This is a genomic window from Lacticaseibacillus sharpeae JCM 1186 = DSM 20505, from assembly GCF_001436225.1.
Lineage (GTDB): Bacteria > Bacillota > Bacilli > Lactobacillales > Lactobacillaceae > Lacticaseibacillus > Lacticaseibacillus sharpeae.
Map to the genome: position 1 here is coordinate 37,655 of NZ_AYYO01000011.1, position 15,792 is coordinate 53,446.

15 protein-coding genes are annotated in these 15,792 nt (G+C 54.3%); 14 read left to right on the forward strand and 1 reads right to left on the reverse strand.

Translation table 11 applies throughout. The annotated features are described in order from the left end of the window. Positions 1-164: 164 nt before the first annotated feature. The 14 genes from FC18_RS03595 to FC18_RS03660 all read left to right on the forward strand — a co-directional run bounded on the left by FC18_RS03595 (position 165) and on the right by FC18_RS03660 (position 15,339). A complete protein-coding gene (locus FC18_RS03595) occupies positions 165-740 on the forward strand; it encodes a PadR family transcriptional regulator (protein ID WP_054677806.1) in 576 nt (191 codons plus the stop codon). Between the two features lie 37 nt (positions 741-777). Further along, positions 778-2,337: an MFS transporter gene (locus tag FC18_RS03600; RefSeq protein WP_056975474.1), complete on the forward strand. Its 1,560-nt coding sequence runs from the start codon at positions 778-780 to the stop codon at positions 2,335-2,337. Positions 2,338-2,483: 146 nt separating this feature from the next. Continuing rightward, the gene (gene metG, locus FC18_RS03605; RefSeq protein WP_054677808.1) at positions 2,484-4,514 is read left to right on the forward strand and encodes a methionine--tRNA ligase; all 2,031 of its coding nucleotides are present in this window, start codon (positions 2,484-2,486) and stop codon (positions 4,512-4,514) included. A gap of 230 nt (positions 4,515-4,744) precedes the next feature. After that, positions 4,745-5,524: a TatD family hydrolase gene (locus FC18_RS03610; RefSeq protein ID WP_054677810.1), complete on the forward strand. Its 780-nt coding sequence runs from the start codon at positions 4,745-4,747 to the stop codon at positions 5,522-5,524. After that, positions 5,525-6,094, forward strand: coding sequence for a ribonuclease M5 (gene rnmV / locus FC18_RS03615; RefSeq protein ID WP_056975475.1), 570 nt, complete (start codon positions 5,525-5,527; stop codon positions 6,092-6,094). Next, positions 6,087-6,977, forward strand: a complete 891-nt coding sequence (gene rsmA / locus FC18_RS03620) for a 16S rRNA (adenine(1518)-N(6)/adenine(1519)-N(6))-dimethyltransferase RsmA (protein ID WP_054677811.1) — start codon at positions 6,087-6,089, stop codon at positions 6,975-6,977. The genes rnmV and rsmA overlap by 8 nt, the downstream gene beginning before the upstream one ends. Positions 6,978-7,111: 134 nt before the next feature. Next, positions 7,112-7,366 carry a Veg family protein gene (locus FC18_RS03625; RefSeq protein ID WP_056975476.1) on the forward strand — a complete coding sequence of 85 codons (255 nt, stop codon included), beginning with the start codon at positions 7,112-7,114 and terminating at the stop codon, positions 7,364-7,366. A gap of 160 nt (positions 7,367-7,526) precedes the next feature. Continuing rightward, a complete protein-coding gene (gene ispE / locus FC18_RS03630) occupies positions 7,527-8,372 on the forward strand; it encodes a 4-(cytidine 5'-diphospho)-2-C-methyl-D-erythritol kinase (RefSeq protein WP_056975477.1) in 846 nt (281 codons plus the stop codon). A 100-nt stretch (positions 8,373-8,472) separates the two neighbouring features. After that, positions 8,473-9,369, forward strand: a complete 897-nt coding sequence (locus tag FC18_RS03635; RefSeq protein WP_054677812.1) for a cation diffusion facilitator family transporter — start codon at positions 8,473-8,475, stop codon at positions 9,367-9,369. Positions 9,370-9,621: 252 nt separating this feature from the next. Then, positions 9,622-10,470, forward strand: a complete 849-nt coding sequence (purR, locus tag FC18_RS03640) for a pur operon repressor (protein ID WP_054677873.1) — start codon at positions 9,622-9,624, stop codon at positions 10,468-10,470. 2 nt (positions 10,471-10,472) lie between these two features. Beyond that, complete coding sequence (locus tag FC18_RS03645) at positions 10,473-11,633, forward strand: VanZ family protein (protein ID WP_082620460.1); 1,161 nt, start codon at positions 10,473-10,475, stop codon at positions 11,631-11,633. A gap of 122 nt (positions 11,634-11,755) precedes the next feature. Next, positions 11,756-12,439, forward strand: coding sequence for a LysM peptidoglycan-binding domain-containing protein (locus tag FC18_RS12015; protein ID WP_054677813.1), 684 nt, complete (start codon positions 11,756-11,758; stop codon positions 12,437-12,439). Between the two features lie 164 nt (positions 12,440-12,603). Beyond that, positions 12,604-13,995: a bifunctional UDP-N-acetylglucosamine diphosphorylase/glucosamine-1-phosphate N-acetyltransferase GlmU gene (gene glmU, locus FC18_RS03655; RefSeq protein ID WP_056975478.1), complete on the forward strand. Its 1,392-nt coding sequence runs from the start codon at positions 12,604-12,606 to the stop codon at positions 13,993-13,995. A 360-nt stretch (positions 13,996-14,355) separates the two neighbouring features. Next, positions 14,356-15,339, forward strand: coding sequence for a ribose-phosphate diphosphokinase (locus tag FC18_RS03660; protein ID WP_054677814.1), 984 nt, complete (start codon positions 14,356-14,358; stop codon positions 15,337-15,339). Positions 15,340-15,413: 74 nt separating this feature from the next. Here FC18_RS03660 and mscL read toward each other — a convergent pair whose 3' ends face one another. Next, entirely contained in the window at positions 15,414-15,788 is a 375-nt protein-coding gene (mscL, locus tag FC18_RS03665; RefSeq protein WP_054677816.1) for a large-conductance mechanosensitive channel protein MscL, read from the reverse strand. Between the last annotated feature and the right edge of the window lie 4 nt (positions 15,789-15,792).

Below are 15,792 nucleotides of genomic sequence, written 5' to 3' on the forward strand. Positions count from 1 at the left end.
ACATAAATAAAGTACGCTAAATTCACGTCAGTTTCAATTTGCGCTACCCAACAATTTTTCAAAAATGTTGGCTTACATTTCAGAAAATGTTGACAATATGTCGCACCGACCTATAATGATACATGTCGGTTCGACACGTTAACAAACGAAATGGTGATGATTCTATGTATGATTTATTAATTCTTGGTGCGCTCATGGTGCATGCACGTACTGGCTACAAGCTGCGGCAGATTCTGGAGGGTAACCTTGAACCCCGCCGTCAGATTTCGAACGGGGTGATGTATCCGCTCCTGCACAAGCTGGAAGCGGCCGGGTACATTACGCTCAGCGACGAGCTAATTAAGGGTCGGGCGCAGAAACTCGCGACCATTACGGATGCGGGGCGGGCGTATTTCACCCAGCTCATGCACACACCAATTCCGATGGATGCCAAGCGCGAATCCACCTTTCGCTTCAAGTTCCGCGCGTTGGGCCGGGAAAACGTCGGGTTTCAGCGGCTGGTGCTGCGGGCCTACATCAGCGCGACTGCAGCGGACATGGAAGTCTACCAATTCGTGACGCAACATCTACAAGAGGTTGCGGGGCGAACCACGCGCCAGGATGCGGGGTGGTCGCTGCGCACGTTAGAACTGGAACGCGCGCTGGCGACGACCAAGATTAATTGGGCGCAAACACAACTGCAGGCCATGGCCGACCTGCCGGACGACGCGGAGTACACCGCGCTGGACGCTAGCAATTAGAATGTGCACGGGTAATCCGTGCGGGGGTAATCAAATTATGCAAAATAGTAAACGGCAGTGGCTCGCGCTCATCGCGATGTGCCTCGGGACCTTCATGGGGCTTTTGGACGTGACCGTGGTGAACGTGGCGCTGCCAACCATGGCCACCCATTTTCACGAGACCTTCACGAACCTGCAGTGGGTGCTGAATATTTACACCCTGGTGCTCGCGGTCAGTCTGCTCATCATGTCCAAGATGGGTGACATGTACGGCCGCAAGAAGATCTTCCTGGCGTCCATCGTTATCTTCGTGGTCGCGTCCGCCGTCAACGGGATGGCGCCAAACCTGCTCATTTTGAACATCGGGCGCGCCGTGCAGGCCATCGGGGGTGCCGGCATGAACTCACTGGCCATGGCGCTGGTGGCGTCGAACTTCGCGGGCAAGAAACGGGGACTTGCGCTGGGCATCCTTGGTTCGGTTATTGGGATGTCCACAGCGTCTGGGCCGTTAATCGGGGGCTACCTGGTTGAACAGTTCGGCTGGTCCTCGATTTTCTACATCAACGTTCCCGTCGGCATCATTACGGTATTGCTCACCATTGTCTACGTGCAGGAAACGCCGAGTTATGGCGCCAATGATCGGATTGACTTTGCCGGGATGATTCTGTCTGCGGCCACGCTGTTCAGCCTCATTTACGGTTTGATTCAAAAAGAGGCGCACACGAACTGGCAGTGGACCAACCTACACGTGGCGGGTTGGCTCATCGCCGCGGTTATCTTATTCATCGCCTTCATCGTCGCTGAACGCAAAGTCAAAGCGCCGATGGTCGACCTCACGATGTTCAAGAGCGGCCACTTCATCGGCACCATCATCGTGGCGCTTGCCTTAGGGGTGGCCATCTACTCCTTCAACGCGTTCCTGACCGTGCTGATGCAAAACTACATCGGCTACTCGGCCTTTGCGACTGGGTTGCGGCAGCTCACCATCAGCATTTGGTCGCTTATCCTCGGCCCCGTCACCGGGATTCTTGGGGCACGGTACAGCAAGCGGAAGATGATTGGTTTCTCGCTCTTTCTCGGGGGCATCGGCTTTTTGCTCTTCATGAACGCCATGACGGTCCACCTGAGTTTCAGCCGGATGTGGCCAGCGATGATCCTGATGGGGATTACGAACGGGATGGTGAACCCACTGCTGAACACGGCGGGGATGGAAGGCGTGAACCCGAAGGAAATGGGGATGGCTTCCGGTCTCATCAACGTGTTCCGCCAAATCGGGACCACAATCGGGGTGGTCGGCCTCGGGCTGGTGCAAGATCACCGGTACGCAAGCTTCTTGGCCAGCCACATGGACAAAATTGCGGGCATGCCGGCTGCTGCTGGCAGTGCAATCAAGCAGGCGCTAGTTGACGCCGGACCGTTTGCGGGTCACGGTATTGCCTTTTCTGCCCGCATGACCAAAATGCCATTCGCCCATGGACTGCAGAACGTGGTCCTGGGCGCCTACAGCAACTCGATGCGCGGCATCACCATTACGTCCGCCATCGTGCTGGTCATCGCGGGGGCCGCGGCCTTAATCTTGATGCGTGATCAAAATCAAGCAGCCAAACAGGATATCTAATTAGCTAGTCAATGGTGTCAGCCGCGAAAACGGTTGGCACCATTTTTTTGCGGTCAGTTTTCACCGAAATTGCGCGCGGGCTGTGCTATACTAGTTGGTATCTATGGGATAGTATCCCCCGACTTAGAATTCTGGAGGCTTCATTCATGGCTGCAAAACCAACTTACTACATTACAACGCCAATTTATTATCCATCAGGCAAGCTCACAATCGGTAACGCGTACACGACAATCGTGTCCGACGTTCTGGCTCGTTACAAGCGCCAGATGGGTTACGATGTGTTCTTCCTGACCGGGACGGACGAACACGGACTCAAGATTGAGCAAAAGGCCGAGAAGCTGGGCATGGAGCCGCAAGAATACGTCGACGGCATGGTCAAGGACATCAAGGCCCTCTGGAAGACCCTAGACATCACCAACGACAAGTTCATCCGGACAACTGACAAGCAGCACGTTGAAGCGGTGCAGAAGATTGTGACCAAGCTGATTGACCAGGGCGACGTTTACCTGGGCAAGTACACTGGTTGGTACTCCGTTGAAGATGAAGAGTACTTCACCGAAACCCAGTTGGCAGAAGTCTACCGCGACGCTGACGGTAAGGTGATTGGCGGTAAGGCCCCATCAGGCCATGACGTGCAGCTGGTTGAAGAAGAAAGCTACTTCTTCAAGATGAGCAAGTACGCCGACCGTCTGCTGAAGTACTATGACGAACACCCTGACTTCATTCAGCCAGAATCCCGCAAGAATGAAATGATTAATAACTTCATCAAGCCAGGTCTGGAAGATCTCGCGATGAGCCGGACCAGCTTCAAGTGGGGCGTACCCGTTCCTGGTAACGAGAAGCACGTGGTCTACGTGTGGGTTGATGCGCTGCTCAACTATATCACCGCGCTGGGTTACATGAGTGACGACGACAGCTTGTTCAAGAAGTACTGGCCAGCCGACGTTCAGTTCGTGGGTAAGGAAATCGTGCGTTTCCACACCATTTACTGGCCAATCATCCTCATGGCCCTCGGTTTGCCACTGCCGAAGAAGGTCTACGGGCACGGCTGGCTCCTGATGAAGGACGGCAAGATGAGTAAGTCCAAGGGGAACGCGGTTTACCCAGAAACCTTGATCAACCGTTACGGCCTGGATGCACTGCGTTACTACATGATTCGGGCCATTCCGTTCGGCCGTGATGGTATCTTCACCCCTGAAGACTACGTGGAGAAGATTAATTACGACCTTGCTAACGACCTCGGGAACCTGCTCAACCGGACCGTGGCCATGATTAACAAGTACGAAGATGGCGTTGTGCCCGCGCTGGACGCTGGCCACACCGACTTCGACGCGAGCCTGGAAGAAGCCGCCGCAACGTCAGTTAAGCAGTACGGCGAGTTCATGGACAAGCTCCAGTTTTCTGACGCACTGGACGCTGCTTGGCGCCTAGTTGCCCGGGCCAACAAGTACATCGACGAGACCGAACCATGGACGCTGGCTAAGGACCCAGCCAAGAAGCCGGCCCTCGACAGCGTGATGGCGCACCTGGCGGAAAGCCTACGTGTGATTGCGCTGCTCGCTCAGCCAGTCCTGGTATCAGCTTCCAAGCAGATCTTTGCTCAGCTGGGCATGAACATTGATGATGCTGCACAGACCAAGCCTGAATTTGGCAACCTGCCTGCTGGCATCAAGGTCGTCGCTAAGGGCACGCCAATCTTCCCGCGTCTCGACATGGACGAAGAAGTAGCCTACATCAAGGGCGAAATGGCCAAGAGCAAGGATAAGAAGCACGAGAACAAGCGCGCCAAGAGTCCGGTTAACAGCAAGCCCGAAAAGGTGATTGTGGACCCTGCAACGCGTAAGGACCAGATTGAGTTCGACGACTTCGACAAGGTCGAGATCCGCGTCGCTGAAATTCTGGCTGTTGAAAAGGTGAAGGGTTCTTCCAAGCTGCTCCAGTTCACCCTGGACGCTGGCGATGAAGGTACCCGCACGATTCTGAGCGGCATGGCGAAGTTCCACCCTGACTACGAGAACCTCGTGGGTAAAAAGGTGATGGCGGTCATTAACCTCAAGCCACGTAAGATGATGGGTATCGCTAGTGAAGGCATGCTGCTGTCAACTGAAGACAGCAAGGGCAAGATTAGCTTGACGTTTGTCGACAACGCACTGGAGAACGGGGCACTGCTCGGATAACGATTCAAAAAGAGCTCTTCATTTGAAGAGCTCTTTTTGTGTGCAAGACAATGATTATTGGTCAATACAGCGTAATTTTGTGAATCAAATATTTTTGGCGGTTAAAGCTAACTGCACCCTTTACCAGGGAAATTCCTCAAGCATACAGCAAATAGTATATACTTGGTGCAGACAGTTCAAACTAGGCAAGACGAGCACGACGCCCTGCCAGTAGCTAAGAGAGGCATACAATGCAAATTTTCGATTCACACACCCACTTGAATGACGAGCCATACGCGGGCCAGGAAGCTGATTACGTCCAAAAGGCGGCGGAACTCGGCGTGGCCAAGATGGCGATTGTCGGATCTGACTACAACCTGAACGCCGGTGCAATGCGGCTGGCACAGGAATTTCCTAACCTGTACGCCATCGTCGGCTGGCACCCAGAGTCAGCTAAGGACTACACCCCCGCGGCCGAAAAGCTTTTACTGGAACAGCTGGCAGCTAAGAAAACCGTGGCCATGGGCGAGATTGGCTTGGATTACCATTGGGATACGTCACCGCGCGATGTCCAGCGGCAGGTGTTCGCCCGCCAGCTTGATTTGGCGGCAGAACTGAATATTCCCGTTTCAATTCACTCACGGGATGCCTTTGAAGACACATATGCAATTATGCAGCGGAGCAAGATTCGTGAGTTTGGCGGCATTATGCACAGCTTCACCGGGAATGCGGAGTGGGCGCGCAAGTTCCTGGACCTCGGAATGTACGTTTCGTATTCCGGGATTGTCAGCTTCAAGAACGCCCCCGAAGAGCACGAATCCGTTAAGGTGATTCCAGCGGACCGGTTGCTGGTGGAAACCGACGCGCCGTATTTGACCCCCGAACCATACCGGGGTCGCCCGAACCAGCCGGGGTACACGCATTACGTCGTGGACGCTGTGGCTAAGTGGCGCGAAGACACGCCGGAACGCATTGCGGCGTTAACTTGGACCAATGCGCACCGGATTTTTGGCTTAAATGAGGAAGACTAGATGACGGAATTCAAGCAAATCATCGTGGTCGAGGGCCGCGATGACACGAAGCGGTTGCGGCTGGCACTGGGCGATGTGGATACCATTGAGACTGGTGGCAGTGCCATTAACGCGGCAACACTTGAGAAGATTGCGCTGGCCCAGCAGGTGCGCGGTGTGATTGTGATGACCGATCCCGACTTTCAGGGACAGCGAATTCGGAACATCATCCGCCAGCACGTTCCGGATGCGCAACACGCGTTTTTGCCCCGCAAAGCGGCCGTGCCGGAACGTAGCGGCGGGTCACTGGGGGTAGAACACGCGGACGCGATTGCACTGCGCAAGGCGCTGGCTAGTGTCGCCACACCGGATACGCTGGCACCGACTTTGATCACGCAAGCCGATTTGATGACTGCTGGGTTCATCGGTGGTCCGGCGGCCAAGCACCGGCGGGAACGGCTCGGTGATATTCTCGGCATTGGCTACGCGAACGGGAAGCAGCTGCTCCGTCGCCTGCAAGAATTTCGCATCAGCCAGACGGATTTCGCCACTGCACTGAAGACAATTAACGAAGAGGTTAACCATGACTAATAACTTACCACCAGTAGCATCTCCAGCCCGCACCCGCGCGATTATGGAGGAGTTCGGCTTCCACACGAAGAAACACCTCGGTCAGAACTTCCTGACCAACACGGACGTTTTAAAGCGCATCGTGGCGGCGGGGGACGTCACCGCTGCCGATGACGTCATCGAAATCGGCCCCGGCATCGGTGCCCTGACCGAATTCCTCGCGGCCAGTGCCCACCAGGTACTGGCACTGGAGATTGATGCAAGCCTGCTACCCGTGCTCGCCGAGACCATGGCACCGTACCCGAACGTGGCGGTGGAGAACCAGGACGTGCTCAAGGCCGACTTGCCGGCGCTAATTGCCAAGCACTTTGACGGGCAGCACAACATCAAGGTCGTCGCGAACTTGCCGTACTACATCACGACACCGATTCTGATGCACCTGCTCGGCACTGACATCAACATTGCCGGCATTACGGTCATGATGCAAAAGGAAGTGGCGGGCCGGCTGACTGCTGAGCCCCGCAGCAAGGACTATGGTAGCCTGTCGATTGCCGTCCAGAACGTCGCGGAAGTTGAGGTCGCCTTCACGGTGAACCGCAACTCCTTCGTGCCGGCGCCAAACGTTGATTCCGCGATTGTGGTCCTGCACATGCGCGAGGTGCCGGTGGCTGAAATTGCCGACCAGGCTGGCTTCGATAAGTTGGTCAAAGGGGCGTTTGCGGCCCGGCGCAAGACGATTTGGAATAACTTGGTGCACCTCTACGGCAAGAGTCCGGACGCCAAAGAAGCGATTCAAAAGGCGCTGGCAGATGCCGGTGTCGAGCAACAAGCACGTGCGGAACAATTAAGCATTAAAAAGTTCGCAGAATTGCAGCAAAATTTGCAAAAAAATGGTTTAGCATAATCACTAAAAGCACGCCTGAATGCGCTATCTTTCGTCATTTGGCGTGTTTTTATATTGTCCTTGGTTGCCCGTCGTGGTATAATTGCAATTTTTACCAATAAGTGATAGAATGTTGATATAAAGGGGTGAAGTGGATGCCAACTACACTAGCAAGTATCAAGCATAAACTCGATAACAAAATCGGGGAAAAGATTATGGTTGTTGCACAAGCAGGCCGTAAAAAAGTCACCCGGCGTCGGGGCACTCTTCGCGAGACGTTCCCAGCCATCTTCGTTGTAGATCTCGATCAGGAAGAGAACTCCTTCGAACGGGTATCATACAGTTACGCAGACTTACTGACAAAATCAATTGAAGTCGAATTTGATGATGAAGAAGCCCAAGTTTCGTAATTAGAGCACGTTGCCCAACTGGCGGCGTGTTTTTTTGTGCCTACATAATATGCAATGGGTGACGAATGTTCGCGGTGGCGCCATGCACTTGCCACTGTTCATCATTTATAAAAAACCGTATACTGATAAGTAAATATTACGCTACGACTGGTGGTTGCTTATGGAGATAAATCAGAAAGCACCGGCCAAAATTAATCTCAGCCTCGACTCCCTTTTTCGCCATTCCGACGGTGAACACGAATGGGAAATGGTGATGACCAGCGTCGACCTCTCAGATTACGTGCGGATTCGGCCGGCCGCGCACATTCACGTGACAACAGATAGCGGGTTCCTGCCTGAAGATCCGCGCAACTTGGCGTACCAAGCAGCGCGAGCTTTGCAAACGGCGGCAGGGATTCACGCTGGTGCCCACATTCACATTGAAAAGCACATTCCCGTTGCGGCGGGGCTTGGCGGTGGTTCGTCCGACGCAGCCGCCGTTTTGCGTGGGCTTAATGAATTGTGGGGACTGGGTTACAGCAAACAGCAGCTTGCGGAGATTGGCCTGACGGTGGACTCGGACGTGCCGTACTGCGTGTATTCCGAAACCGCCCTGGTGCGTGGCCGCGGCGAGGTAGTGGAGCCCCTAGGCGATTTGCCGAACTTCTGGGTGATTCTCGCTAAGCCCCGCGTGTCCGTCTCGACGCCCACGATTCTGCGGGCAGTGGACGACTCGAATAAGGGGGCAGCACCTGACACCCAGCGCGTGCTGGCCGGCATTGCCCACCGCAACTTCGAAGAGATGACCGCGGGGATGTCGAACGTTCTCGAAGCTGTCACCGCGGCTCGGTACCCGGAGATTACGGCGCTCAAGCAGCGGTTCGTGAAGTACGGCGCGCAGGTGGCCCAGATGAGCGGTAGTGGCCCAACCGTGTTCGCCCTGTGTGAGAAGAAGAGCCGGGCCATGCACGTTTACAACAGCATGAAGGGCTTTTGCAAAGAGGTCTATCTGGTCCACACCCGCTAACTGATTATTTGTTAGGGGACTTTAATGCCAATTGTCGGTATACTTGAAGTAGGTTCTTCGGCGCATGTGGAAGACGCCGAGGTAGAAAAGAGTTATCGATATGGAACAAAACAAGAAACACGAGCACGCAACACTTCCTGGCAGCAAGGGCCGCGCGTTTTCGCTGGGCATCATTGTGAATTCGGCGTACACGGTGCTTGAATTGCTGTTTGGGTTCATGATTGGCTCAATGTCCCTTGTGGCGGACGCGGTGCATAACCTGTCGGATGTCCTCAGCTTGGCGGTTGCGTGGATTGCGGAGAAGTTGACGCACCGGCACCCGACGACGATGCGGACATACGGAATGAAGGGCGGCTCCATCTTGGCCGCACTCATTAACGCGATGTTGCTGCTCGTCGCCATGGGGGCAATTATCGTTGAGGCAATCGGGCGCTTGGCCCACCCCGAACCCGTGCAAGCGGGGCTGGTCATGGCGGTTGCCGGAATTGGGATTCTGATTAACGGTGGTACGGCGCTACTCTTCATGTCTGGCCGGCACGGCGATTTGAACGTGCGCGGGGCATTTTTGCACATGGCTGCGGACGCGGGCGTATCCCTCGGCGTGGTGTTAGCGGGCCTGCTCATGCAGTTTACCGGCTGGACCTGGCTGGATCCCGTGATGTCGCTGGTCGTTGCCTTTGTCGTTTTGTGGGCAACGTGGGGCCTGCTCCGGGACGCCGTCAACATGGCGCTCGCTGCCGTGCCCCGCAGTCTTGATCCCGCCCAGGTGGCGGAAGTGATTCGCGATTACCCAACGGTGCGGTCATACCACGACCTGCACATTTGGAGCATCAGTACCACGGACGTCGCGCTCACGGTGCACCTTGAACGCACGACGCGGGAGGGCAACGACGCGTTCCTTGATGGATTAACGGAGGCCCTACGCCAAACCTGCGCGATTGACCACGTCACCATCCAGATTGAATGTGGTAATTTTTCGACGGACAACCAATATTAAACTATCAATGTCCAGCGTTTGCTTGCACCAATGAGTGTGCAGCCGAACGTTGGACTTTTTTTGCCGGGAAAAGCGCGTTCAACGTCAGCAATTTACGAATTAAGCTCCGATTTGTTGGCGAAAAGCTGGTCAAAATCCGTATGCTTATGTATAATTAGAAGATATAATACGTAAATGAACGTACTGCCAAACGAAACCCAGTTCGCGGTTTCGTTTTTGTGCTTAGTAATGAAAACCGAGGAGAGTAAAATTATGAAAGTTCGTCGTAGTGACCGTCTGATTGACATGACGCGTTATCTGTTGGAACGTCCGCACACCTTGGTGCCGCTGACGTTTTTCTCCCAGCGTTACGAATCCGCTAAGTCTTCTATCAGTGAAGACTTGGCCATCGTGCGCCGGACGTTTGCCCAACGGCAGACGGGGATTCTGGAAACGGTCCCTGGGGCTGCCGGTGGGGTGCGCTACATCCCTACTATCGGGGCCGATGAGGCATCTGAATTCATCAGCGAAATGGCGCAGCGGATGTCTGATTCCGAACGCCTGCTGCCCGGCGGTTATGTTTACCTGACCGACCTGCTCGGCACCCCCGCAGTGCTGCGTCAGATTGGCCGGCTGATTGCGACCCAGTACCTGGATTCCAGCGTTGATGCGGTGATGACCGTGGCAACGAAGGGGATTCCCATCGCCCAGAGTGTCGCCCAATACCTGAACGTGCCGTTTGTTATCGTGCGCCGGGACTCCAAGATTACTGAAGGTTCCACCGTGTCCGTTAACTATGTTTCTGGTTCCTCTGACCGGGTGGAGAAGATGGAACTGAGCAAGCGTAGTCTCCAGAGCGGCGCGGGTGTCCTGATTGTCGATGACTTCATGAAGGGCGGCGGGACCGTCAACGGGATGAAGAGTCTGATTGAAGAGTTCGACGTCAAGCTCGTGGGCGTGTCGGTCTTCGCGGAAGGCTCATTCGCCGGCGAACGGATGGTCAGTGATTACACCTCCCTGCTGCAGATTGACACCGTCGACGCTAAGGGCAAGAACATCTCCGCTGCGCCTGGTAACTACCTGGAACGTAATGCCGACCTGTTCAAGGAGTTGAATAAGTAAAAATGGCGACCTACCTCTTTCCAATCAAGATGGCGGCCATCAGCTTTCCGTTCCTTGCGCTTCTCATCGCCTTACCGTTTTTGATCATTCAGTACCGCCGCTACGGTAGCTTTACCTTCAGCCGGGCGTTTGTCTTGTACTCGTTTGTGTTCTACATGCTCACGGCTTACTTCATGGTGATTCTGCCACTGCCGGCGCGTGAGGCGGTGGCCAAGCTCACCACCCAGCGCATGCAGCTCGTGCCGTTTACGGGTGTGATGGAGTTCTTCGGCAAGAGCGGGTTCGTTGTTAGCCAGCCGGGGACGTGGCTGGCAGCGTTCAAGAGCTCGTATTTTCTCCAGCCCGCGTTCAACATGTTGCTGACGGTGCCGTTTGGGTTCTATCTGCGGTATTATTTCCGCAAGTCCTGGAAGCAGACGCTGGTCATGTCATTTTGCCTCAGTTTGTTCTATGAATTGACCCAACTGAGTGGCCTGTACTTCATCTACCCGCGGCCATACCGGCTGTTTGACGTAGATGACCTGATTGTGAACTCGCTGGGCGGGCTGCTTGGTTTTTGGCTGACACCGCTCTTTCGACTCGCGTTTCCGAACCGGGAGAAGATGGACCAAGTTAGTTACGCCAAGGGGCGCAAAGTTAGCTGGCTGCGCCGGTTCGTGGCGCTGATTGCTGATGCCGTGATCATCCTGCCGATTGTGCGTTACCTGATTCACACAGCATTTGCTTTGGTAAACGCCCAGTCGCTGGCGGCAAACACCGCACTGACCTACGTGCTGGCGGTGCTGATTGTCTTCATCGGAGTGCCGCACATGTTGCACGGGGCAACGCTCGGCAAAGCCCTCGTGCGCATTCGGATTGTGCCGGCGGATGAGAATAGTAAAGTGTCCTGGCGGCGGGTCGTTTCTATCCGCGAGGCACTCCTGTACCTTGTGGCCCTGCCAATCTGGTCTGGCTGGTGGCGCCAATTGTCACTGGTGCTAACCAAGATTAGTGCGCGCACCGAACTCAACTTCATCATTCTGGCAATCTTGGGCCTCGGCGTACTGTTCTTCACCGCCGACATCATCTGGACACTGATTTGTCGTGACGGCCGCCTGTTTTATGACGATTGGGCCAAGTCCAAGCAGATTAGTACGGTTCAGCAAGCAACTAAATCAGTTTAATTTTTGCTGATAATCTTTTGGCCGTTGCGGCGCATAATTTGCGTCGTGGCGGCTTTTTTGCGTTTGCCTTAAACTTTACATAAGCTTATAATTTTGTGAGAAGAAGGGAACGGTGGTGCGCTATGCCTGTTGACAACGATGATTTACACTACATTTCACATACTCGCTCGCGTTTAGCTGGTAAAAGCTACCGCGAGCGGGTGCAAATCATGCGCTCGGCCGCAACTGGCGCACCGAATCGCGGCGTAAAGCGGCGCATTGATCGTATGCTCCATGTTGAGCAAAGTCGGCATGCGCGCAAGGTCTTCGTCCAGTTCCTGGGAGTGTTGCTGCTGGCTGCGGCGTGCATCTTTGTCTTGGCAACGTTCGGTAACCACGGCAACAAAAAATCGGCTGCATCTAGTTCCAGTAAGACCAGCATCGCCATGAGCAGCGCGAAGGTGAAGAAGCACAAGAAGGCGAAGAAGAGCAGCAGCAGTAGTAAGGCAAGCAGTTCAACCTCATCCAGTTCTGCCAGCGTTTCGACGGCGACCAGTACTAGCAGCTCCTCGAGCAGTGCGATTAGTTCAAGTTCAAGCTCGCGCAGCAGCAGCAGTAGTTCGCGCTCCTCGAGCCGCGCATCCAGTTCATCCGTCAAAAAGGCAGTGACTACTAATTCCAGCCCCTCCACGTACACGATTAAGAATGGGGATAACCTATACCGCATTGCGGCGAATAACAATATTTCGCTGGCGAAGCTGAAGCAGATCAACCACATGACTGATGATGCTAACTTGCAGCCAGGCCAAACCATCCGTCTGAAGTAATCTGCCTTATAAAAACATCTATACCAATTGTCAAAAGGCGCCCGCATAAATGCGTGGGCGCCTTTTCTTAATTCCTATACAGGTTGTTGCGTCGTTGCGTGCGCTGGGCTATGATTATTAGGTAAGACTACGGACGATTGTCCAAGGAATAAGGAGCCGAATCGATGGCAGAGAAGAAATACACGATTATCCTTGCAGCAGGTAAGGGTACCCGCATGAAGAGTAAGTTGTACAAGGTGTTGCATGAGGTTGCTGGTAAGCCGATGGTGGACCACGTCCTCACGCAGGTGGAACAAGTCCACCCAGATACAATCGTGACGGTTGTCGGCCACGGTGCGGAAGCAGTCGAGGCCGAACTCGGCGACCGCAGCCAGTTTGTAGTGCAGGAACAGCAACTCGGAACCGGCCACGCCGTATTGCAGGCTGAGTCCATTCTTGGCGACAAGGAAGGCATGACCCTCATCGCGAACGGGGACACGCCACTGCTGACGGCGCAGACCTTCGAGAAGCTCTTTGCTTACCACCGCGACAAGGGCGCCAAGGCCACGATTCTGACCGCTAAGGCACCAGACCCAACTGGTTACGGCCGCATTGTGCGCGGGGAACTCGGCACCGTGCAGAAGATTGTGGAACAAAAAGACGCCACGCCGGAAGAAGCCAAGATTGACGAAATCAACACGGGGGTCTTTTGCTTCGACAACCAGGCGTTGTTCTCCGCGCTGCACGAAACCACGAACAACAATGCCCAGGGTGAATACTACCTGACCGACGTCATCGAAATCTTGAAGCGGCGCGGCGACGTGATTGCGGCCTACAAGATGAAGAACTTCGATGAGAGCCAGGGGGTTAACGACCGCGTGGCGCTCGCTAGTGCCACCAAGGTCATGCGTAAGCGGATCAACGAACAGCACATGCGCGATGGTGTCACCATCATTGACCCCGAGAACACGTACATCGATGTTGACGTTAAGATTGGCAACGACACCATCATCGAACCCGGCGTGTACCTTAATGGCAAGACCGTCATTGGTAGCGACTGTGTCATCGGCAGCAACACCGTCATCACTGATTCTACGATTGAAGACGGTGTCCACACCTTGAGTTCCACCATCGAGGACAGTATCATGCGGCAGGGCAGTAACGTTGGCCCGAACAGCCACTTGCGGCCAAAGAGTGACATTGGTGCCGGGGTGCACATCGGGAACTTCTGCGAGATCAAGAACGCTACCCTCGGCGAAAACACTAAGGTGGGTCATCTGACCTACGTTGGGGACGCCACACTGGGCAAGGATATCAACATCGGTTGTGGGGTCGTCTTCGTGAACTACGACGGCGTGCACAAGTTCCACAGTAACGTTGGCGACAAGGCCTTCATCGGGAGCAACTCGAACATCGTTGCGCCCGTGGACATTGCGGACCACGCTTTCGTTGCCGCTGGTTCCACCATCACCAAGGACATTCCGTTCCACGCGATGGGCATTGCCCGCGAGCGGCAGACGAACAAGGAAGACTTCTGGGACCGCCTGCCACTGGCTGATTCAGAAGACTGGAAATAAGCTTTAACTTGAGGATGCGTGCTGCTTAGTGCGTGTCCTCTTTGCGTCAGTGAAGTGCAAATATTAACTAACCACACTGCAGCACCATCATTTGCCGGCGATTTTTTATCTTGGCGGATTTTTAGCGGTTTTCATGACGAAGAATAACCGGGTTAACCAGTATTTGCAGCACCGGTAAACTGCAGTGAGACGCGAATATTGCGGGATAATCGCCAAATGACGCATTAATGAGAGCTTGACGAGATAACGAACGGCGTAACCCTTTTCATGAAAAGCAATCGCGGTTTACGCTTGCTTTTTTCACAAGTTCCGTTAGACTTTAATACGGAAGTAAAATACAAGTATTCAATGGAGGCCACCATGTCTGCGCATTACGCTGACCCGAAACTCAAGATTTTTGCCCTGAACTCCAACAAACCACTGGCTGAAAAAATTGCCGCTGAAGTTGGTGTTGAACTGGGTAAGTCGTCTGTACGTCGCTTCTCCGATGGTGAGATTCAAATCAACATCGAAGAGAGTATTCGGGGGGATGATATCTATCTGATTCAATCCACCTCAGCTCCTGTTAACGACAACTTGATGGAACTACTGATCATGATCGACGCGCTTAAGCGTGCATCTGCTCACACCATCAACGTTGTGATTCCATACTATGGTTACGCGCGTCAGGACCGTAAAGCCCGCAGCCGCGAACCAATCACCGCCAAGTTGGTTGCGAACATGCTCGAACGTGCCGGTGCTGACCGCGCGCTCGTGCTTGACTTGCACGCCGCTCAGATTCAGGGCTTCTTCGACATTCCTGTCGACCACCTGATGGGCGCACCACTGCTCGCCGACTATTTCCTGAGCAACAACTATGTCGGTGACGATACCGTCGTTGTGTCACCTGACCACGGTGGTGTTACCCGTGCCCGCAAGCTGGCGGAATTCCTCAAGTCCCCAATCGCCATCATCGACAAGCGGCGGCCACGTCCGAACGTTGCCGAAGTCATGAACATCGTCGGTTCAGTTGCAGGCAAGCACGCCATCATCATCGATGACATGATTGACACTGCCGGCACGATTACGCTGGCTGCTGCGGCATTGAAGAATGCTGGCGCTAAGTCCGTGATGGTTGCCGCAACGCACGCGGTCTTCTCCGGTCCTGCGGTTGAACGGCTCACCAACTCGGTCATCGAGCAGGTGGTTGTGACCGACTCCATCCAGCAGCCAGAAAAGAACAAGATGGACAAGCTCGTCACCGTTTCCGTGGGCCCACTTATCGGCCGTGCCATCAAGCACATCCACGAAAACCGGCCAGTTTCCCCACTGTTCGAAAACCGGTTCCGTAAAGACGCTGAATAAGCATTAATCATTGCATTTAAAAAAGGCAATCATCCAGATTTGGATGGTTGCCTTATTTTTGTACTTAGGTGGCACTAATTGTCTTTTTTCAGCAGGTCGCGGATTTCCGTGAGCAGTTCTTCTTGCGTTGGGCCAGCCGGAGCGGCAGGTTCTGGTTCTGGCTTGCGGACCAACTTGTTGATGAACTTAATTAGCAGGAACACCACGAATGCCGTAATCAGGAAGTTGATGATGTCGTTCAGGAATGCCCCGTACGTGAATTTGGCCTGGAAAATGGTGAAGCTCAGTTTGGTCATACTGGTGGACCGCACGAACATCCCGATTAATGGGGAGATAAGGTTGGTGGTCAGTGAGGTGACCAGTCCCGTGAAGGCACCCCCAATAATTACCCCAACGGCCAGATCCAACATGTTGCCGCGCGCGATGAAGTCCCGGAATTCTTTAAGCATAATG

Coding starts and splice junctions, on each gene's coding strand:
- FC18_RS03595 (WP_054677806.1), top strand. CDS start 165: ATGTATGATTTATTAATTCTTGGTGCGCTCATGGTGCATGCACGTACT.
- FC18_RS03600 (WP_056975474.1), top strand. CDS start 778: ATGCAAAATAGTAAACGGCAGTGGCTCGCGCTCATCGCGATGTGCCTC.
- metG (WP_054677808.1), top strand. CDS start 2,484: ATGGCTGCAAAACCAACTTACTACATTACAACGCCAATTTATTATCCA.
- FC18_RS03610 (WP_054677810.1), top strand. CDS start 4,745: ATGCAAATTTTCGATTCACACACCCACTTGAATGACGAGCCATACGCG.
- rnmV (WP_056975475.1), top strand. CDS start 5,525: ATGACGGAATTCAAGCAAATCATCGTGGTCGAGGGCCGCGATGACACG.
- rsmA (WP_054677811.1), top strand. CDS start 6,087: ATGACTAATAACTTACCACCAGTAGCATCTCCAGCCCGCACCCGCGCG.
- FC18_RS03625 (WP_056975476.1), top strand. CDS start 7,112: ATGCCAACTACACTAGCAAGTATCAAGCATAAACTCGATAACAAAATC.
- ispE (WP_056975477.1), top strand. CDS start 7,527: ATGGAGATAAATCAGAAAGCACCGGCCAAAATTAATCTCAGCCTCGAC.
- FC18_RS03635 (WP_054677812.1), top strand. CDS start 8,473: ATGGAACAAAACAAGAAACACGAGCACGCAACACTTCCTGGCAGCAAG.
- purR (WP_054677873.1), top strand. CDS start 9,622: ATGAAAGTTCGTCGTAGTGACCGTCTGATTGACATGACGCGTTATCTG.
- FC18_RS03645 (WP_082620460.1), top strand. CDS start 10,473: ATGGCGACCTACCTCTTTCCAATCAAGATGGCGGCCATCAGCTTTCCG.
- FC18_RS12015 (WP_054677813.1), top strand. CDS start 11,756: ATGCCTGTTGACAACGATGATTTACACTACATTTCACATACTCGCTCG.
- glmU (WP_056975478.1), top strand. CDS start 12,604: ATGGCAGAGAAGAAATACACGATTATCCTTGCAGCAGGTAAGGGTACC.
- FC18_RS03660 (WP_054677814.1), top strand. CDS start 14,356: ATGTCTGCGCATTACGCTGACCCGAAACTCAAGATTTTTGCCCTGAAC.
- mscL (WP_054677816.1), bottom strand. CDS start 15,788: ATGCTTAAAGAATTCCGGGACTTCATCGCGCGCGGCAACATGTTGGAT.